Annotated in this window: 17 protein-coding genes and 1 pseudogene; 11 read left to right on the forward strand and 7 right to left on the reverse strand. The window is 44.5% G+C overall.

What is annotated here, in order from left to right; all coding sequences use genetic code 11:
• Nucleotides 1-271 precede the first annotated feature (271 nt).
• From guaB to recJ, 4 genes are all read left to right on the forward strand, one after another.
• Nucleotides 272-1,738 (forward strand): IMP dehydrogenase, encoded by a 1,467-nt coding sequence (gene guaB / locus B4J23_RS04740; protein WP_034170242.1) that lies wholly within the window; start codon nt 272-274, stop codon nt 1,736-1,738.
• Nucleotides 1,739-1,860: 122 nt separating this feature from the next.
• Complete coding sequence (gene glmM / locus B4J23_RS04745) at nt 1,861-3,192, forward strand: phosphoglucosamine mutase (RefSeq protein WP_291358971.1); 1,332 nt, start codon at nt 1,861-1,863, stop codon at nt 3,190-3,192.
• A 15-nt stretch (nt 3,193-3,207) separates the two neighbouring features.
• Entirely contained in the window at nt 3,208-3,864 is a 657-nt protein-coding gene (gene pdxH / locus B4J23_RS04750; protein ID WP_291358973.1) for a pyridoxamine 5'-phosphate oxidase, read from the forward strand.
• Between the two features lie 2 nt (nt 3,865-3,866).
• Nucleotides 3,867-5,570, forward strand: a complete 1,704-nt coding sequence (gene recJ / locus B4J23_RS04755; protein ID WP_180017259.1) for a single-stranded-DNA-specific exonuclease RecJ — start codon at nt 3,867-3,869, stop codon at nt 5,568-5,570.
• A 54-nt stretch (nt 5,571-5,624) separates the two neighbouring features.
• Here the strand turns inward: recJ and B4J23_RS04760 are convergent, their stop codons facing one another.
• The gene (locus B4J23_RS04760; RefSeq protein ID WP_291358976.1) at nt 5,625-6,425 is read right to left on the reverse strand and encodes a putative porin; all 801 of its coding nucleotides are present in this window, start codon (nt 6,423-6,425) and stop codon (nt 5,625-5,627) included.
• Between the two features lie 171 nt (nt 6,426-6,596).
• Nucleotides 6,597-7,382, reverse strand: a complete 786-nt coding sequence (locus tag B4J23_RS04765; protein WP_034703585.1) for a putative porin — start codon at nt 7,380-7,382, stop codon at nt 6,597-6,599.
• A 504-nt stretch (nt 7,383-7,886) separates the two neighbouring features.
• Between B4J23_RS04765 and prfB the strand changes: the two genes are divergently transcribed.
• From prfB to B4J23_RS04790, 5 genes are all read left to right on the forward strand, one after another.
• Nucleotides 7,887-8,982 (forward strand): peptide chain release factor 2 gene (gene prfB / locus B4J23_RS04770; RefSeq protein WP_122959107.1). Its coding sequence is split into 2 segments (ribosomal slippage): nt 7,887-7,958 and nt 7,960-8,982, totalling 1,095 coding nucleotides; the frame shifts between segments, so codons are not numbered across the junction.
• 146 nt (nt 8,983-9,128) lie between these two features.
• The gene (locus B4J23_RS04775) at nt 9,129-9,428 is read left to right on the forward strand and encodes an ArsR/SmtB family transcription factor (protein WP_291358982.1); all 300 of its coding nucleotides are present in this window, start codon (nt 9,129-9,131) and stop codon (nt 9,426-9,428) included.
• 15 nt (nt 9,429-9,443) lie between these two features.
• Nucleotides 9,444-10,529 (forward strand): alkene reductase, encoded by a 1,086-nt coding sequence (locus tag B4J23_RS04780; RefSeq protein ID WP_125279176.1) that lies wholly within the window; start codon nt 9,444-9,446, stop codon nt 10,527-10,529.
• A gap of 81 nt (nt 10,530-10,610) precedes the next feature.
• A complete protein-coding gene (locus tag B4J23_RS04785; protein WP_291358998.1) occupies nt 10,611-11,891 on the forward strand; it encodes a 3-deoxy-D-manno-octulosonic acid transferase in 1,281 nt (426 codons plus the stop codon).
• A gap of 277 nt (nt 11,892-12,168) precedes the next feature.
• Nucleotides 12,169-12,882: a 16S rRNA (uracil(1498)-N(3))-methyltransferase gene (locus tag B4J23_RS04790; RefSeq protein WP_291358985.1), complete on the forward strand. Its 714-nt coding sequence runs from the start codon at nt 12,169-12,171 to the stop codon at nt 12,880-12,882.
• Here B4J23_RS04790 and B4J23_RS04795 read toward each other — a convergent pair.
• A complete protein-coding gene (locus tag B4J23_RS04795; RefSeq protein ID WP_291358987.1) occupies nt 12,856-13,836 on the reverse strand; it encodes a mechanosensitive ion channel family protein in 981 nt (326 codons plus the stop codon). The genes B4J23_RS04790 and B4J23_RS04795 overlap by 27 nt on opposite strands.
• A 107-nt stretch (nt 13,837-13,943) precedes the next feature.
• Nucleotides 13,944-14,519: a DUF805 domain-containing protein gene (locus B4J23_RS04800; RefSeq protein WP_034170236.1), complete on the reverse strand. Its 576-nt coding sequence runs from the start codon at nt 14,517-14,519 to the stop codon at nt 13,944-13,946.
• 261 nt (nt 14,520-14,780) lie between these two features.
• Between B4J23_RS04800 and acs the strand changes: the two genes are divergently transcribed.
• Nucleotides 14,781-16,727 carry an acetate--CoA ligase gene (acs, locus tag B4J23_RS04805; protein WP_291358990.1) on the forward strand — a complete coding sequence of 649 codons (1,947 nt, stop codon included), beginning with the start codon at nt 14,781-14,783 and terminating at the stop codon, nt 16,725-16,727.
• Nucleotides 16,728-16,857: 130 nt separating this feature from the next.
• Nucleotides 16,858-18,039, forward strand: a complete 1,182-nt coding sequence (locus tag B4J23_RS04810; protein WP_291358992.1) for an acyl-CoA dehydrogenase family protein — start codon at nt 16,858-16,860, stop codon at nt 18,037-18,039.
• Between the two features lie 62 nt (nt 18,040-18,101).
• Here the strand turns inward: B4J23_RS04810 and B4J23_RS04815 are convergent, their stop codons facing one another.
• The 3 genes and pseudogenes from B4J23_RS04815 to B4J23_RS04825 all read right to left on the reverse strand — a co-directional run.
• Nucleotides 18,102-19,511 carry a cryptochrome/photolyase family protein gene (locus B4J23_RS04815; RefSeq protein WP_291358994.1) on the reverse strand — a complete coding sequence of 470 codons (1,410 nt, stop codon included), beginning with the start codon at nt 19,509-19,511 and terminating at the stop codon, nt 18,102-18,104.
• 128 nt (nt 19,512-19,639) lie between these two features.
• Entirely contained in the window at nt 19,640-20,254 is a 615-nt protein-coding gene (locus B4J23_RS04820) for a riboflavin synthase subunit alpha (RefSeq protein ID WP_291358996.1), read from the reverse strand.
• Nucleotides 20,255-20,406: 152 nt separating this feature from the next.
• Nucleotides 20,407-20,630: pseudogene (locus B4J23_RS04825) on the reverse strand (dimethyl sulfone monooxygenase SfnG); the annotation flags it as partial.

The following is a 20,630-nucleotide window of genomic DNA, read 5'->3' on the forward strand; positions in this document are numbered from 1 at the left end:
AGTAAGCTAAATCCAAACTCAAGATTTAAAAAGCAGGGTATGGACTCTGCTTTTTTATGGGAGAAAAAATTAGTAAGGGATTTTGTAAACCGAATAAATATGATGACTACTCTGGCATATTTAAATTGTTGATTGAATAGTCAAATTTACAGGTTTAGATATTCGGATTAAATCTAAGTCCAGATTTAGACAAAATAAATTTTGCAATTGCAATGAAATTTAGAGCTAAATTTGTTTATAATAGCGCACGGAAATTACCAGTGAGACTGTTATGTTGACCATCGTTCAAGACGCGTTAACCTTCGATGATGTCCTATTACTCCCTGCCTACTCTACTGTTCTCCCAAAAGATGTCTCTCTAAAGACACGCCTGACTCGCGGCATTAACCTGAATATCCCACTTGTTTCAGCAGCTATGGATACTGTGACTGAGTCACGTATGGCAATTGCGATGGCACAAAATGGCGGTATTGGTATTCTGCACAAGAACATGGATATTGCTGCCCAGGCCGCAGAAGTACGCCGTGTGAAAAAATTTGAAGCCGGTATGGTGAAAGATCCAATCACAGTTACCCCTGAAACGACTGTACGTGAACTGATCGCTGTGACTCAAGCGAATAACATCAGCGGTGTACCCGTGGTTAAAGACGGTAAAGTAGTGGGTATCGTAACAGGCCGTGATACACGCTTTGAAACCAATCTGGAACAGCCGGTCAGCAATATCATGACTGGCCAAGACCGTCTGGTGACTGTGCGTGAAGGCGAATCGAAAGAAAACATTCAGGCCTTATTGCAAAAAAACCGTATTGAAAAAGTTATCGTTGTTGGCGAAAACAACGAATTAAAAGGCTTGATCACGGTGACTGATTTCCGTAAAGCGGAACTTTATCCAAATAGCTGTAAAGATGATTTAGGTCGTTTACGTGTAGGTGCAGCAGTCGGTACGGGCGCTGAAACACCAAGCCGTGTAGAAGCACTGGTTGATGCTGGTGTAGATGTGATTGTTGTGGACACTGCACATGGTCACTCTGCGGGTGTGATCGAGCGTGTACGCTGGGTCAAACAGAACTACCCACAAGTTCAAGTGATTGGCGGTAACATCGCAACTGGTGATGCTGCGCTTGCCTTGCTTGATGCGGGTGCGGATGCAGTGAAAGTAGGGATCGGTCCTGGCTCAATCTGTACAACTCGTATTGTGGCTGGTATTGGTATGCCGCAAATTTCTGCAATTGATTCTGTTGCACGTGCATTGAAAGAACAGATTCCATTAATTGCTGATGGTGGTATCCGTTTCTCTGGTGATATGGCCAAAGCGATTGGCGCGGGTGCAAGCACCATCATGGTGGGTTCATTAATGGCCGGTACTGAAGAAGCACCGGGCGAAGTTGAATTCTTCCAGGGTCGTTACTACAAAGCTTACCGTGGTATGGGTTCTTTGGGTGCGATGGCTGGTGCGACTGGTTCTGCTGACCGTTACTTCCAGGACTCTAAAGCCGGTGCTGAAAAACTGGTTCCTGAAGGTATCGAAGGTCGCGTACCGTACAAAGGCCCAATGGGCAATATCGTGCATCAGATGATGGGCGGTCTGCGTTCTTCTATGGGCTATACCGGTTCTGCAACGATTGATGATCTTCGTCAAAATGCCAAGTTTGTGAAAATCACATCTGCTGGTATGTCTGAGTCTCACGTGCATGATGTAACCATCACCAAAGAAGCGCCAAACTACCGTATGGGCTAACTTTCGCTGGTTGTTTACTCTGAAAAAGCCGTCATCCTCATGACGGCTTTTTTGTTTTGGTGTACAGTGTTACACAATGAAAAAGGATGATGTAAATCACCCGTTAAGAAGTGAGACAAGGCATGAGTTATTTTGGTACGGATGGTATTCGTGGAAAATTCGGTGAGTTACCGATTACACCTGAGTTTGCCCTGAAACTAGGTTTTGCGGCAGGGAAAGTATTAAAACGAAATAGCAAAAAAAACAAACCATTGGTGGTACTGGGCAAAGATACCCGTTTATCGGGTTATATTCTGGAATCTGCACTACAGGCAGGTCTCAATGCGGCGGGTGTCTATGTGCATCTGCTTGGACCTTTGCCAACGCCTGCCATTGCCCATTTAACCCGTGCTTTACATGCCAATCTCGGCATCGTCATTTCAGCATCACATAACCCATATTTTGATAACGGAATTAAATTTTTTTCGAGTGAAGGCAAAAAACTGCCTGATACTTTGCAGGACGAAATCAACCAGGAACTGGAAAAAGAACTGGTAATTGAAGATAACGCGAACTTAGGTAAAAGTTTCCGTGTGAAAGATGCCAATGGCCGTTATATTGAATTTTGTAAATCAACCTTCCCATACCATTTAGACCTGAATGACTTAACTATTGTTGTTGATTGTGCCAATGGTGCAGCTTATAGCGTAGGGCCTGCGGTTTTTCGTGAGTTGGGTGCCAATGTTATTTCCATTTACGATGAGCCAAACGGTCTGAATATCAATAAGAACTGTGGTTCGACTCATCCGGAAAATCTGCAAAAAGCAGTGGTTGAGCATGGTGCTGATTTAGGTATAGCCTTTGATGGTGATGCGGACCGTGTGATCATGGTTGATAAAAACGGTGAGCAAATTACCGGTGACCATATTCTGTATATTCTTGCGACTCAGGCAAAAAACAAGCCGGCGGGTATCGTCGGTACCTTGATGAGTAATATGGCGTTGGAACTGGCACTGGAAAAAGCCGGAGTAGAACTGCTACGTGCCAAAGTCGGTGACCGTTATGTACTGCAAGATCTGGAAGAAAAAGGCTGGTCGATTGGTGGTGAGCCATCAGGGCATATCCTGACTTTGGATAAGAGCACCACAGGCGATGCGATTATTGCTGCGCTGCAAGTCTTAACCGTGATGGTCGAGCAGAAGAAAGCACTGCACGAGTTAGTGGCTGATTTTAAATTATTGCCGAATGTCTTGGTGAATGTGCGCCTGAATACCATGTTTGACCCGTACTCAGTGCCTGCTTTGACTGCAGAATTTAGCAAAGCTGAAGAGCAGCTCAAAGGTCGTGGCCGTTTACTGATCCGTAAATCAGGGACTGAACCGGTGATCCGTGTCATGGTAGAAGGCGAAGATCTTGCTGAAGTAACTACACTGGCAAATTCATTGGCTGATGCGGTACGTGCCAACGCCGCTTAAATGAGGGAAAAGTGAATGAGCGATCTGATTAAGGATCTGAGTGAACTGCGTCTGAACTATCAAAAAGGCGAGTTACATGAAGATCAGGTCAATCCCAATCCGCATATGCAGTTTTTGCAGTGGTTTAACCATGCACTTGCTGCACAGCTGCATGAACCTTATGCCATGTCATTGGCAACCGCAAATGCACAGGGTCGTCCGCATGTACGCACAGTGTTGCTGCGTGGTGCCACAGAAGCGGGTTATGATTTCTATACCAATTATGACAGTCAGAAAGGTCTGGATCTGGCCGAAAACCCGTATGCAGAATTACTGTTTTACTGGCAGGAACAGGAACGTCAGATCCGGATTAGCGGTAAGGTAGTTAAAATTTCGGAAGAAGAATCGACTGATTATTATCATAAACGTCCGCGTGAAAGTCAGATCGCTGCACATATCAGTACCCCGCAAAGCGGTGTGGTTGCTAGCCGTGAAGAACTACAGCAACGCTTCTGGGATCTGCATCAGCAGGTCGCTAATCAGGAAGAACTGGATAAACCGGTATTCTGGGGCGGCTATCGTTTGCAGCCGGACTATTATGAATTCTGGCAGGGGCGCCCCAACCGTTTACATGACCGCCTGAGTTATGAAAAAATCGATGGGGCGTGGAAACTACAACGATTGATGCCATAACAATGCCTAAACTTGAAATCAAGCAAAGACCTTTACTGACACGCCCTGAATCTTTTCAGGGCGTGCCTTCATTTGTAGCTAACATTCTGGCACGCCGTGGCGTGGAATCTGAACAGGAGCTGGAGCTGAAACTCAAGCATCTGTTGGCTCCGACCATGAAAGGCTTAACGGAAGCGGTCCAGCTGATTGATCAGGCTATAGATGCCGGCCAGAAAATCGTAATTGTTGGTGACTATGATGCTGATGGGGCGACCAGTACCACACTGATGGTACTTGCTCTGCGTGATATGGGTGCTCATGTCGACTATCTGGTTCCTGACCGGTTTAAGTATGGTTATGGCCTGACACCTGCGATTGCGGATCTGGCTTTTGCTAATTTTACGCCGGATCTTTTAATCACAGTGGATAACGGGATTTCCAGTCATGAAGGCGTGAAACAGGCGCAAGATCATGGTATGCAGGTGATTATTACCGATCACCACTTAACTACCAAGCCTACACCTGCAGCAGAGGCTGTGGTCAATCCCAATCAGCTGGGTTGTGATTTTCCAAGTAAGGCTTTGGCAGGTGTAGGGGTAGCTTTTTATGTTCTGGCAAATCTATCGACTCATCGTAAAAAGTTGGGTAAATCTTCAACGGTTATTACCAATTATCTGGATCTGGTCGCTTTAGGTACTTATGCAGATGTCGCAAGTCTGGACTATAACAACCGTATTCTGGTGGATGCCGGCTTAAAACGGATTCAACATCATCTTTGCCGACCTGGCATCAGTGCCTTGCTAGAGATTGCTGGTCGTGATGCAGCTACGCTCAAAGCGCAGGATCTGGGTTTTGTGCTTGGCCCACGCATTAATGCAGCGGGTCGTATGGAAACCATGGATATCGGGATCGAGTGTTTGCTTGCTCCGGATCTGGCAACCGCTTATCCACTCGCAGAACAGCTGAATAAACTCAATGTCGAACGTCGTCAGGTAGAAGGCAAAATCAAGCAAGAAGCTTTGACTGAACTGGAAAAAATCCAGCTGGATGAGAATACTTTGCCAGCCGCGCTGATCATGTTTGAACAGCACTGGCATCAGGGTGTGATCGGGATTGTGGCGGGGCGTTTAAAAGAACAGTTCCATCGTCCAAGTATTGTGTTCGCAGCAGATGAAGATGGGATTCATATCAAAGGTTCAGCACGTTCCATTGAAGGGATTCATATCCGGGATAGTATTGAACGGATAGCAGAGCAGTATCCGCATCTGGTCAGCCATTTTGGTGGGCACGCGGCCGCAGCGGGACTAACTATTAAAAAACAGCATTTTGCTGAATTTAAACAGGTCTTTGAACAGCTGATTGCAGAGATGGATGAAAGCCTATTTACCGCTACGCTGTGGACTGATGGGGAACTACCGGCATCAGCTTTCCAAATTGAAACGGTCGATTTACTGCAAAACTTAAGTCCATGGGGACAAAAGTTTCCTCAACCGATTTTTGAAGGCATCTTTAAGATTCTGGATTACCGCTGGCTCAAGGATGTACATCTGAAATTACGTGTTGCCTTAGAGAATGGGCAGGTTGTGGATGCGATTGCCTTTAGTGCCATCGATAAATACAAGTTTGATCCGATGAAGCAGCATGTTCGTCTGGTTTATGAACTGGATAAAAATGTCTTTAATGGCAATGTCAGCCTGCAAATGCGGATTATCCATTTAGAGCAATAGGCCATAAAAAACCGCTCAATTGAGCGGTTTTTTTTGGACTTTTAATCTTGGAGATTAGAAGCGGAAAGTACCATTGATACCAAACGAGTCAATACCGTCAGTTGTATGGTAATTTACACCTGCTGCAATAGTTGGCGTAAAGAATTTTTGAGCTTTAATACCGAACAGTGTATCTGAACCATCTGCAGTAGAATCAGCAATAGATAGACCTACACTGAGAGTTGGATCGATATAAAGATCAGCAGCTAAGCGATAGGTTGTTTCATCACCAATATAAGTTAAACCTTCAAAATTGGTGAAATGATTGCCAATTTGAGTCACGTATTTGGCACGTAAAGATAATGCAGTGTCATCACCTACAGTAAGTGCATTTGAAAGATTTGCGGTGAAACCATAGTTTGCCACTTGAACTGGGTCTACGCTTTCATTTGCGGCACCTACTGCTAGCAACAAGCCAGTAACTGGTAGGTAACCTACTTCAAGCGCATAACCGGTATTATCGTCACCTGCAAAATCAACTTGGTTAATAGTACCGCTTACATAAAATTGAGTATTTGGAATATAAAACTCACCACTTACACCAAACACATCAATATCTTCATCGCCATTACCGCTTGCATTTGCATAACCTAAGCCAATATTGCTTGCTTTATTTAGGAAAGCCGCTTCTGCAAGTGGAGAGTTCTTAACTTGAACATCATTTAAATAATATTTTCCATTGATGAAAAATGTATCTAGATCCCCAAGGTTATCGATATCAGTGTTTTCATACCCTACATTAAGTTCAGCTTGATAAGCGTGAGCAGTTCCTAGGCTAGCAATAAGTGCTGTAGCAAGAGTAAGTTTCTTAAGCATTTAGAGTTCTCTCTTTGTTATAAAATATGGCTGTTTTATTAACAGTTGTAACAAATTGTACAGATAATAATCGCCCCGTCAATGTGCAAAAACTACCTAAATGCTTGTTTAAAGTGCAATAAAAAACCCATCCGAAGATGGGTTTTTTATAATGAAATTTCTTAGTTTGGATTAGAAGCGGTATTTCGCAGCTAGACCAAATTTGTTGTAGTCTTGGTTACCAATTTCACCAAAACCTACACGACCTTCCAAGCTCACTTGTTCATTAAAGAATTTACGTGCACTTACACCAAATTCATTTGAGTCATATGGGCCATTGTCTTTGCTTTGATAATCAGCACCAACACTTAAAGTTTTGTCGATGAAGTAGTCAGCTTTTAAGTTGTACTCATCTAGGTCGCCAAAGGCAGCGCCAGCTTCAAGGTTAATATCTTTACCATTGCTTAAGGTAGTCACATATTTAGCACGTAAAGTTGGATCTACACCGTCATCATAGTCATTGTCATAACCTTTCACACCTGCTGCAATTAACAGACCTGGTGCAGGTAAATAACCGACTTCAGCACTATAAACGGTTTCGTCAAAATCAGGTGCATAGTCGTATTTAGAATCATCACGACCTACGCTACCACTCAAATAAAAATCTGAGTTTGGTACGAAGTATTCAGCACCTACACCATAACGGTGACGTTCTGAAGAGTCGTAATCATCATATTGATATTGAGCTTTCACATTACTTGCACGATCAAGGAAAGCTGCTTCGGCTAATGGTGCATTACGTGTTTCAACTGGATTAAAGTAGTATGTGCCATCAACACCAAAAGAGCCGCTTGAGCTACCATTATCCGGGTCTGTTAGGCCTGCAGATGCACCCACTTCTACTTGATAAGCATGAGCTGCTGTACCTGTAAGAGCTACGGCTGAAAGTAATGCTGAAGCGATTGCTAGTTTTTTCATGCGGATACTCCCCTCTGAAAAATATGGCTAAAATTAATACACTTTTTGTTACAACTTTAAGTCTAGACCAATTCCAATAATCGTCAATCAAAGGAAAGTTACTACATTGTGAGTAAGGTAATATTATGTAATTTTCATTTAATAACTAATTGAATTCAAAAACTAAAAATGAAATGTTTTGTTTTATTAAAAGTGTGTAGATATTGTGGAATGTATTGAAAATGCTATTTTTTATCTTATTTTGTAGGGGTTTTAGGGTTTTAAAATGAATCAAAAACTGAGTATAAAAATACAGCGAAATATATTTAAGAATAGAATGAGAAAGTATTAAAAATAATATTTAGCTATTTTATCGGGCTGACAAATTTTGTAATTAAAAAATGTGTGAGTGACATTTTCTTGCTTAGCTTTAAAGATGGATTTATCGCTATAAATTGGCGAAATAGACTGTGATATAATATTGACCTAAGAATTTATACCTAATTTTGATTGAGAGTAATTCACGTGGAAATTAATCCGTATCTAAACCAATTAAAAGACTTAAACGAACGTGGTCAAACACTACGGGGGTATCTTTGACTACGATCTGAAAAAAGAGCGTTTAGAAGAAGTCCTGCGTGAATTAGAAGACCCGGCGATTTGGAATGACCAGAGTCGTGCTCAGGCCATGGCCAAAGAAAAAGGCGAGCTTGAAAATGTACTTAATGTACTGGACGGCTTAACCACCCAGCTTGAAGATGCTCAAGCGATGCTTGACCTTGCGGTTGAAGCAGATGAAGAAGCGATGCTGGAAGATGTGCAGGCTGAGCTGAATGCAGCTGAAGAAGAACTGGCGAAGCTTGAATTCCGTCGTATGTTCAGCAACCCGATGGATCCAAACCCTTGCTATGTGGAAATTCAGGCAGGTTCCGGCGGTACTGAAGCACAGGACTGGGCGTCTATGCTGCTACGTATGTACATGCGCTGGATCGAACGTCATGGTTTTAAAGCTGAACTGATGGAAGAATCTGACGGTGATGTCGCCGGGATTAAATCTGCGACGATTCGTGTCGAAGGTGAGTATGCCTATGGCTGGTTACGTACTGAGTCTGGTGTACACCGTTTAGTGCGTAAATCACCATTTGACTCGGGCAACCGTCGTCATACGTCATTTTCTGCCGTGTTTGTCTCACCTGAAGTAGATGACAATATCGAAATTGAAATCAATCCTTCAGATGTCCGTACCGATACTTACCGTGCATCAGGCGCGGGTGGTCAGCACATTAACAAAACTGACTCTGCAGTGCGTTTAACCCACATTCCAACCGGTATTGTGGTGGCTTGTCAGAACCAGCGTTCACAACATGCCAACCGTGACCATGCCTGGAAGCAATTACGTGCCAAGCTATATGAGCTGGAAATGAATAAACGTAATGAAGCTGCACAGGCATTGGAAGATTCCAAGTCTGATATCGGCTGGGGTAGCCAGATTCGTTCTTATGTCCTGGATGATTCACGTATCAAGGATTTGCGTACAGGGGTAGAAACCTCCAATACTGGCGCAGTTCTGGACGGTGATCTGGACAAATTTATCGAAGCAAGCCTGAAACAGGGCCTGTAAGAAATCGTTTAAAAGCTGGCGTAACAAAGCTTTAACAGACTGTGACTCTTATATCTAAATTATTCGATATATAAATCGAAAAAATACGATATAATGGTTGCAGATGCTGAATAAAGTTTCGTTGCGCCACTGATTGTGATGTGCCTATGGACCTTGATCTAATTTTTAAAGCCTTAGCTAATCCGACCCGTCGACAAATTCTGGAGTGGTTAAAATCTCCGGAGCAATATCTGTCTGCGGAAGAGTGTGGTGGCTTTCAACGTGGGGTCTGTGCAGGTCAAATTGAATGTTTGGGCCAGGTCTCACAGTCCACCATGTCCAATCACCTGTCGGTGTTACAGCAGGCTGGCCTGATCACTGCGACCAAGCATGAACAGTGGTCATATTTCTCCCGCAATGAAACTTTAATTCAGCAATTTATCGAACACCTACAACAACACCTTTAACAGGTGGGAGTAACGATGGCTGAATTAAATTCTCCTTTAACGCTCGGTGCGTTAGAGCTTAAAAACCGTGTCATCATGGCGCCGCTGACCCGTAGCCGCGCAACTGCTGATCGCGTTCCAACCCCAATGATGGTTGAATACTATGCGCAACGTGCAAGTGCTGGCCTGATCATTTCTGAAGCTACAGTGATTTCTGAAGAAGCCAATGGCTATTTAAATACTCCAGGACTGTTTACCGATGCTCAGGTCGAAGGCTGGAAAAAGGTCACTCAAGCGGTTCATGAGAAGGGCGGTTTAATCGTTGCCCAGCTTTGGCATGTTGGCCGTGTATCGCATCCAGATCTGTTAAATGGTGAAACACCAGTCTCTGCAAGTGCAGTACAACAGGCGGGTCATGTCAGCTTGTTACGTCCAAAACGTCCATACGTTACGCCGCGTCCTTTGGAAGTTTCTGAAATTCACACGATTACCGAGCAATACAAGCAAGCTGCGATTCGTGCTAAAGAAGCCGGTTTTGATGGTGTTGAATTACATGCTGCCAATGGTTATCTGATTGATCAGTTCCTGCAAAGTAAAACCAATCAGCGTGAAGATGAATACGGTGGTTCAGTGGAAAACCGTACACGGTTCCTGCTAGAAGCAACTGATGCACTGATTGAAGTATGGGGTGCGGATCGTGTAGGGGTGCATTTTGCGCCGCGTGGCGATGACCATGACATGGGTGATAATGATCCACGTGAAACATTTGGCTATGCCATGGAGCAGCTGGGCAAGCGCAAGATTGCCTTCTTCTTTACTCGTGAATATCTGGCTGAAGACAGTATTTCTGAATATATGAAAGAGCGTTCAGGTGGAGTACCTTATATTGCTAATATGCAACTGAGTCGTGAAGATGCGATTGAGCTACTGGCAGCTGAAAAGGCAGATGCAGTCGCATTTGGTAAAGCCTACATTGCGAATCCTGATCTATACGAGCGTCTGCTTCAGAATGCACCGCTTAATGAGCTGAAAATGGAAAATATGATCGGTAGTCAGGTGGCTGAAGGTTATATTGATTATCCAACTTTGGCAGAAGTTAAGGTATTAAGCACCATAGAATAATTCGAAATTAGAGCCACATCGATTAACATGTCGATGTGGCTCTGTTATATTTTGCCGATTGAATCTGTTTTGGGGCGCAATGTGGCTACTCCATTCTGGTATAACGCAGCCTTGGCGCTAGCGAAACCGCTTTATCAATCCCGTATACGTAAACGTGCGACCAGTCCGGAACAATTACAACAAGAATTGCTGGAACGTTTTGGTCCTTTCCAATCCCCTAAAAACCTGCAGGCAATCTGGTTTCATGTGGTATCCGTAGGGGAAACCAATGCCGCTCAACCTTTAATTGAATATTATTTGAAACTTGGGCATCCGGTTCTGGTGACCAATACCACCAAGACCGGGCAGGCACGAGCCAAATCTCTCTTCTTAAAAGAACCTTATTTAGACTTATTCCAGGCTGTATATTTGCCAGCTGACCAGAAAACCCTGATTCGTGATTTTTATCAAAAATATCAGCCTAAATTGCTGTTATTGATGGAAACCGAACTCTGGCCAAATCTGATTGATCAGGCACCTGCTTTTAATGTGCCTTGCCTATTATTGAATGCCCGTCTTTCTGAAAAATCCGCCAAAGGCTATGGCAAAGTCAAAGGCCTAACCCGTGGCATGCTTAAGAATTTAACTGGCCTTTTGGCTCAAGATACAGCGACCCAGCAGCGTTATATTGATCTAGGTATAGCTTTAGAAAAAACTCAGGTCTTGGGCAATATCAAGTTTGATATCACGGCACCGCAACAGTTTATTGATCATGCGGCAGGGTTGAGACAGGAATGGTCTCTGCAAGGCCGCAAGATTATTACTCTCGCCAGTACGCATGCGCCTGAAGAACAGCAATTGATGGCTGAACTTAAATCTGCACTGGATGCAGATCCAGCATTAGTTTGTATCGTAGTGCCGCGCCATCCGGAACGTTTTGATGAGGTGTTCCAGGCTGCACAGTCCTTAGGTTTAAGAACCCAGCGCCGTAGTGTGGGGCAACGTATCGAAGAAGATACTCAGGTTTATCTGGCAGATTCCATGGGCGAGATGTGGCTCTGGTATGCCTTGAGCCAAGCCTGTTATGTTGGTGGCTCTTTGAATGAACCAGGTGGTGGACATAATATTCTGGAGCCGATTGCACTGAATGTCCCAACGATTCTGGGTAAAAATTATTTTAACTTTCAGACGATTGTGGATGAGTTTGTCCAGGCGCATGCCGTAGAAGTGGTGCAGGATGCTAAACAGGCTGCTGAGACTTTGCTAGAAATTCTGAATAATTCAGCTAAAGCTGAAAGCTTGAATATTGCTGCACAAAAGATTATGCAGCAAAATCAGGGTTCACTTGAAAGGCATATTCAGGTGATTGATCAATATCTTTGATTATATTCTGATTTGTGAAGAAGCTGATTTTCATGGATTGACTGTATAAGGTTAAAACTAAGCCTTATCTTTATAGATTTAATGCCAGGGACTCTTCTTTCTTTTACTTTTATTTCGGCAAAAGTAACAAAACCATTTGTCATCCACAAAACTCGTCATATACCATCTTTTTGCAGAGATATCGCAGAACCTATATCAGGCAAAAAGAGTCCTGCCTCGGACAGTTGTGGATGACGTTTCCGCGTATCCAGTGATGGATTTGTTGAGTTAATTTTTTATGAATATCGTCCTGCTTGATCCCCGCCAAACCGAATCTGATCTATGGTCAATTACGTCAAAGCGGCAGCTGGAACATTTGCAACAACATCTTGAGGTTCAGGTCGGTGACACATTAAAAGTCGGAATTCGGGAAGGGAAACGGTATTTAACTGAAGTTGTCGAAATCTCTGAAAAGGCAGTTTTATTGAAGCCGATTCAAGAAGAAGCAGTTCCTGCAAAGCTGCCTGTTACTTTAATTGTAGCTTTACCACGTCCTAAAGTTTTGCGTCGTCTGATCATGGATGCTGTGACCATGGGCGTAGAGAAAATCATTTTATTGCATAGCTATCGGGTGGATAAAAGCTATTGGCAGACACCATTTTTGCAGCAGCTGAATCATTATGTAGATCTTGGTTTAGAACAGGCAGGGGATACGCTTGCTCCGAAAATTGAGCTGTATAAACGCTTTAAACCTTTTGTCGAAGATATCTTACCGGGACTCATTACAGCTGACCGTCCAGCCTTTGTTGCACATCCTTATGCCGAACAGCCGATGCCATATGCACTTCAGCATCCTTGCGCGATTGTCATTGGCCCCGAAGGTGGTTTTATTCCTTACGAAGTTGATTTGCTCATAAAAAACGGCTGCCAGGCAGTGAGCCTTGGCAACCGTATTCTCCGTACTGAAACGGCGATTTCCTATGTTTTAGGTCGACTGTTTAGCGCGAGCTGAAGCATCCTCATGGCCATCGCCACGATAGACTTTCACTTCCTGCACCGGATATGGAATCGAAATATTATGTTCAGCAAAGGCTTGAATCACCCGTTCCTGAACTGCACTGATTGAGGTGCCTATGCCTGTTTCAGTGGTATTCACCCACCATAACGCTTTGAGGGTAATCGAGAAGTCTGCCAGTGCAATCACATTGACGCTAAATGCAGGTTGACTCAGGATGGTCGGATCTTTATCCAGAATTGCAGTAATAATATCTTTGGCTTTCTGGATATCATCTTCATAACCAATACCGACCGAAAATTCACAGCGGCGACGGGTATAAGCAGTATTGACCGTGACTGCACTGGTATAGACTGTGGCATTGGGGATGACGATACGACGGCCATCCGGTGAACGTAAAAAAGTTGCACGAATCTGGATATCTTCCACCGTACCTTCCATGCCATTGACGATAATGTCATCACCAATCTTGAACGGTTCGCTCAGTAAAATCAGCACACCGGAAAGCAGGTTCTGGAAAATATCCTTAAAGGCGAAACCGATCGCAACCGAACCAATCCCGAGGGCACTCATCAACTGACCTGGAGTGAAGCCTGGAATGGCAATGACCAGTCCAATTAACACCCCGAAGAAAATAATAAAGGTACTCCCCACACGGTTCAGTACCAGCACCAGATTCTGTCGGGTATAAGTACGGTTTTCTAAAGTCTTACGGACAAAAAACTTAAACAGTTTTGACAGCAACCAGAAAATGACAATGACTGTCAGTGCGATGCAGAAATAAGGCACACGCTCCCAGAAACCCTCCATGATCTTGTCAATGGTGCTATAGGCATCATTATACTTGGAGGTATGTTCGATCACGGTTTGGGCAGTTTTTTCAGTCGCCTGATGCAGGAGCTCAGTCGTCCCTTCAGTTACCTGGCTTAAAGTATTCTCTTGCTCAGCCACAAAAACTCCACAATTTAAATTTGGCTTATTTTGCCTCAACTACAGCAAAAAATTAACAACAGCGAAGTTTATACACAACATATTTATGCAAAACAGACACAATTGGTTTAAAAGAACTCAGTCGTTTTTTGTTTCACTTCACTTGGGATTCTTGAAGGTTCACCTTCACTCATATAAGAGAATAACGCAGTCGTCGCCAACAGGCTGAGTACGGTAAAAATGATTACTAGCCAAGCTACAATCTTTTCCCAGACGGGGCTTGTACGTATCGGACCATACTGATTGCTGCCTCTTGTTCCTGGAAAAAGCAGGATATAGATCCAGACAAACAGATTGATCAAAGGCACGAAGAATAGCAACATCCACCAGCCACTGCGGTCCAGATCATGTAAGCGTCGTACCGTAATCACAATACCGAAATACAGATAGACCAGCATGATCGCTAAGGCAAACAGGCTGGACAGACCGTGCAGGGAGATTTGCCAGTTTGAATCTACTGATAGGCTGGCAATGTTCACAATATCAATACTTAAACCTAGCGCAATACTGCTGCATAAGAAAATAAACTGTAAAAATGCAGACCAGGCAATAAAACTCAAACGTCCAAATCGGCCCCTGATCGATAAGGGATGATCTGCTGCAGGAAAAGGAGGAGGGAAATAGGAAGGTTCAGTTGAATTCATGGGCAAGATCCTAAGCCTGTATAAAATACAGCGAGAGTGGGAGACTCATTTTATTTGACGATAGCAATATCTAGCTGACTTTGGCCATAGCTGAGCATTATCCGAAGTTATTCTGATTGAATTTGAATAAATAATCTACGACGAAAGCATGATTGTCGGATTTGAAATATGCAGTACATACTGCCATTATGCATAAAAAACAATCAACAAAATGCCATCAAGCTCTCGTGATGAGATAGAACAAGATCAAGGAAGCGAACAATGAAAGAAATCTATCCAGTACCAGCAGAATTTAAGAAAACCGCACGTACCACTGATACAGAGTATTTTGAGCGTTATCAGCAATCCATTCAACAACCGGATCAGTTCTGGGCTGAACAGGCACAACGCCTGGACTGGATCAAACCTTTTACCCAGGTTAAAAATACCAGTTTTGATAAAGACAATTTTAAAATTGAATGGTTTACAGATGGCCAGCTCAATGTCAGTGCCAACTGTCTGGATCGCCATCTTAAGGAACATCCTTATAAACCGGCGATTATCTGGGAAGGGGATCATCCATCCCGTCACAAGATTATTTCTTTTCATGAGCTTTATGATGAAACCTGCCGTTTCGCCAATGTCCTGAAAAAGAACGGAATTAAAAAGGGCGACCGGGTGGTGCTGTATATGCCAATGGTCTCGGAAGCCGCAATTGCCATGCTGGCCTGTGCCCGGATTGGTGCAGTGCATTGTGTGGTGTTTGGTGGTTTCTCACCTGATTCTCTGGCCAGCCGGATCGAAGACAGTCAGGCCAAAATGGTGATTACCGCAGATTCGGGCATGCGTGGTGGTAAAGCCATTCCACTGAAAGCCAATGTCGATGAAGCCCTGAAAATTGCCGGTACCGAATCGATTGAACATGTCATCGTTGTACATCGCACCGGCAATCCAGTAGAAATGCAACAGGGACGTGATCTCTGGTATCACATGGAAATCATGACCGTCAATGAGATCTGTCCCCCTGAACCGATGAATGCGGAAGATCCTCTATTTATTTTATATACTTCAGGTTCAACCGGAAAACCTAAGGGCGTACTGCATACCACAGGTGGTTATCTGACTTATGTGAATTGCACCTTCCGCGAAGTTTTTGACATCAAACAGGATGATGTGTTCTGGTGTACTGCCGATGTCGGCTGGATTACCGGGCATTCCTATGTACTGTATGGTCCGCTCTCTAATGGTACGACTACGGTCATGTTTGAGGGGGTGCCGCAATATCCGAGCTGGGCGCGTACCGGACATATCGTCGACAAGCATAATGTCACCATTCTCTATACCGCACCGACAGCCATTCGCGCCATGATGCGAGAAGGTGATGCCTATGTACGGGAAAGTGATCGTAGCAGCCTGAGAATTTTAGGTTCGGTCGGTGAACCGATTAACCCGGAAGCCTGGAACTGGTATTACTCGGTGGTTGGTGAAAGCCGCTGTCCGGTGATTGATACCTGGTGGCAAACCGAAACTGGTGGCTTCATGATTACGCCTTTACCAGGTGCGACCGACCTGAAACCGGGTTCTGCAACCCGGCCATTCTTTGGTGTGCAACCCGCCATTGTCGATGCAGAAGGCAAGGAAATTGAAGGGGTGGCAGAAGGGAATCTAGTAATTAAGGATTCCTGGCCCGGTCAGATGCGCACCATCTGGGGTGACCCAGACCGCTTTATTGACGCCTATTTCTCGACCTATCCGGGTACCTATTTTACTGGTGACGGCGCACGTCGTGATGAAGATGGCTATTACTGGATTACCGGTCGTGTCGATGACGTACTCAATGTTTCAGGCCATCGTCTGGGTACGGCAGAAATTGAAAGTGCATTGGTTGCACATGAGGCAGTTGCCGAAGCTGCCGTAGTGGGTATGCCGCATGACATCAAAGGTCAGGGGATTTGTGCCTTTGTCACCTTGCAGGCAGGGACTGAAAGTACTGAACAGCTGCGCGGTGAACTGGTAGCTTGGGTACGTAAAATTTTAGGGCCAGTGGCAACGCCAGATGCCTTGCACTGGGCACCCGCTTTACCTAAAACCCGTTCAGGAAAAATTATGCGCCGGATTTTAAGAAAGATTGCTGCCAATGAACTGGACAGTCTGGGCGATACCTCAACCCTGGCAGAACCACAGGTCGTGGATCACTTGATCGCTGAAGTGCAGCGTAATCAGGCATAAGTTTGGGACGTTCAAATACCGGCATTATTTGCCGGTATTTTTGTCTCAGGAATAAGCTCTGCATGCTTTCGAATATAGTGCCAAGCTGCAATCTGCTAAGCTAAAACCATGCTGAACTTAGGTCAAAAGAATGAATATACGACAACAATATCTAGATCAATCTCCCCTGCAAATTGCCCAGCAACTGACAGAAACTTTTGCCCAAACAGCCGCAGCTCGTGACAAGCAGGGCGGTAATCCTAAAGCCGAGCGTGATCTGATTCGTCAGAGCGGTTTACTGGGCCTGTCTATTCCAAAACAGTACGGCGGTCAGGAAGCAGACTGGCAGACAATTTTTAAAACCATTCAAATCATTGCCCGAGTCGATAGTTCATTAGCACATGTTTATGGGTTTCATCATTTGCTGATTGCAACGGTTCAATTATTTTCCCAACCGGAACAATATGGCCCATGGTTTGAACAGACCGCTCGGGAAAACCTGTTCTGGGGCAATACCTTAAATCCACTGGACCGTCGTACTACCGCAACAAAAGTTGCTGAAAAAGAATATATTTTTGATGGCCATAAAAGCTTCTGTTCCGGCTCCATTGATTCCGATATCTTACTGTGCTCAGGCTATAACGACGCTGGAAAATTACTCATTGGGGTGATTCCAACAGCACGTAAGGGCATAAGTTTTCTCGGTGACTGGAATAATATGGGTCAACGCCAGACCGATAGCGGCACCAGCCATTTTGAGCAGGTCAGAATTCATGAAAATGAATTGCTGTTAAATCCCGGTCCACTGAGTACACCGTATTCAAGCTTACGTCCTTTAATTGCCCAGCTGATCTTTGTACACATGTTCCTCGGTGTAGCAGAAGGTGCGTTTGAAGTGGCCAAACAAACCGTACAGACTCAAAAAGCCTGGTCAAAATCACTGGTAGAAGAGGCGATAAATGACCCCTTTACCCAGAAGCATTTTGCCGATTTTTATGTGCAGCTGGAAAGCGTGCGTTTGCTGGCTGATAAAGCGATTCAAACCTTACAAGCTGCTTGGGATCTGGGCAATGATCTCACTGCCGAGCAGCGTGGTGAAGTTTCAGTGGCGATTGCTACAGCCAAAATCGCGGCCACCAATACATCTCTCTATATCACCCAGAATATTTTTCAGGTGATGGGCGCGCGTGCGACCACAGCCAAACTGAATCTGGACCGTTTCTGGCGTAATGTTCGCACCCAGACCTTACATGATCCGGTAGATTATAAATATCAGGAAGTTGGGGAATGGATACTGACCGGGAAAGTGCCTGATCCAAGTTTTTATTCTTGATATGAAAATAAAAAGCCTCTGATACTGGAGGCTTTTCATATTAGATGAAGTGATAGTTTCTTCTAAATCTGCTTAAAGGCTTCTATGGCTCGTACACGAGAGGCTTTTAAATCTACAATCGGTTTTGGATAATCCAGCTGTAAATCTGGATTTCTGGCATAAGGTTCATGAATGGATTTGGCATCCAGATGCGCCAGTTCAGGCACCCACTCGCGGATATAGTCTCCATTGGGATCAAACTTCAGGGACTGGCTGACCGGATTAAAAATCCGGAAGTAGGGCACAGCATCCATGCCGGTCGATGCACACCATTGCCAGCCACCATTATTCGCAGCCAGATCGCCGTCAATCAGGTGCTGCATAAACCAGCTTTCACCCAGTCGCCAGTCGATCAGCAAGTTCTTACACAGGAACATCGCAGTAATCATCCTGACCCGGTTATGCATCCAGCCAGTTGCCAGCATTTGCCGCATGCCAGCATCGACAATTGGAATTCCGGTCTGGCCTTGCTGCCAGGCAGCTAGATCTTCGGGGGCATTGCGCCACTGGATCTTATGGGTATTTTGCTTAAATGGTTGGTGTTTGGAGACACGTGGAAAATCAAACAGGGTCTGTAGATAGAATTCCCGCCACAAGAATTCATCTAACCAGGTCTGCTGACCCACATCCTCAATCTGGAAATAGCCATCCTGAAAAAGAGCTTGCATACATTGGCGAACTGAAATAACACCGATATTCAGATAAGGGGAGAGGCGGCTGGTACCATCAACTGCTGGCAGATCACGGTCGGTTTTATAATGAGCCATTTTGTCCTCGATAAAATCATCGAGCAGATCCAAGGCAGCTTGATCCTCCGCAGGCCAAAGTTGGGCAGCATGCTCTACCACATAATCCGCTGAGAATTTTTCAAGATCAACATTGGGGAGCTTAGTTGATAATTGGATTGGATCTTGAGCTTCAATCTCTGGATAGCAGGCGGGTACATCCAGAATTAGCCGCTCATAGCACTTTTTCTTAAAGGCACTATAGACTTGATAGGGTTGATTGGACTGGTTTCGGATACTGCCGAGGGGAAACAGGGTGCGGTCATGATAGAGCTCGACCCTGATTTGCTGCTGTTGCAGCAATTGCTGTACCTGAACATCACGTTCCAGCTCATTGACGCCAACTTCGATATTGGTATGTAGACTTTCAATCTTCAGGTTTTGACACAGATTCAATATTTCTGGCGCCAAATTTTCCCATAAAGGAATGTTCAATATGATGAGTGGGATATTCAGTTGTTGTAGCTGCTGTTTTAAAAATTTAAGCCGGCGCAGATAAAAATCAGTTTTGATCCGGGCATCCTGATGCAGTTGCCATTGCTCGGGAGATAGGACTGCTAATGCAATGCAAGGTCCTTGCTGAGTAGCATGCCAGAGTGCGGCATGGTCATGTATACGGAGGTCTTGGCGGAACCAGATCAACTGCATGGGAATAACGTTCTGAATCGGAATCAGATTATTTTATTCATTCCACCTGAAAATTCTGTATAGAAACGTAGATAGGAATAGAATGATCAGTTAAAAAAGCCGCCTATGGTATAAGCGGCTCTTTCATTTTAACGCTGGTGAATATTTTCTAAGGTATCCACCAAGGTGCGCGTGGTCTGGTCAATTTCATAATTAACTTCATCACCTACTTTGGCATCTTTCCAGGTGGTCAGACGCAAAGTTTCGGGAATCAGATCAATCGAAATTTCACTATTGGCGCGATCAACACGGTTGACGGTCAGGCTGCAGCCGTTCAGCCCAATAAACCCTTTCAGGAAAAAGTATTTGATATTGCCATCCGGGATCTGAATATCGATATGGTAGGTTTCACCCCGATGTTCCAGATTTTTAATGATTGCTGTGCCTTCGATGTGTCCATACAGATTATGCCCGCCATTTTCTGCACCGACTTTGGCAGAGCGTTCGACATTCACTTCATCACCCACTTGAAGAGATTTTAAGGTGGTGAGGGCAAGGGTTACATCGGAGATATCAAAGTGAATCTGGTTTAGCTTCTGATCAATGGTCGTTACGGTGAGGCAGACGCCGTTGATCGCAACACTGGCGCCAATAAAGACATCCTGAAAAAACTGATTTTCGTTGCTCACGATAATGGTAATGAAGCCATTGCCCTGGCGAATATCCACGACTTTTTCTAAGCCTTGTACGATACCGGTATACATAATTTAAATTTCTATCTCATCGGGTTTGGCTTCATTCTAGTCAAGAATGAAGCAGGCGGCTATCTCTATGCCGAGAACACTGTGTTGCACAAAAAAAATCCCTCAAGCCGAGCCTTGAGGGAATGAATCGTTATGCTGAGCATTATTATAGTTTAAACGAGCTCAGCTTCTTGTTCTTCTTGTTGCTGTTCAGCTTGCTGCGTTTCGAGTTCACGCACGAGTGGCAAGACTTTTTCACCGAAGTATTCCACTTCTTCAATAAAGTGCAGGAAGCCTGAAAGAACCAGATCAACACCAACTTTTTTCAGTTCGATGATACGTTCCGCAATCTGCTGAGGTGTACCGATCAGGTTGGTACGGAAGCCATCGTTATATT

It is taken from the genome of Acinetobacter sp. UBA3025 (assembly GCF_002367915.1).
GTDB lineage: Bacteria > Pseudomonadota > Gammaproteobacteria > Pseudomonadales > Moraxellaceae > Acinetobacter.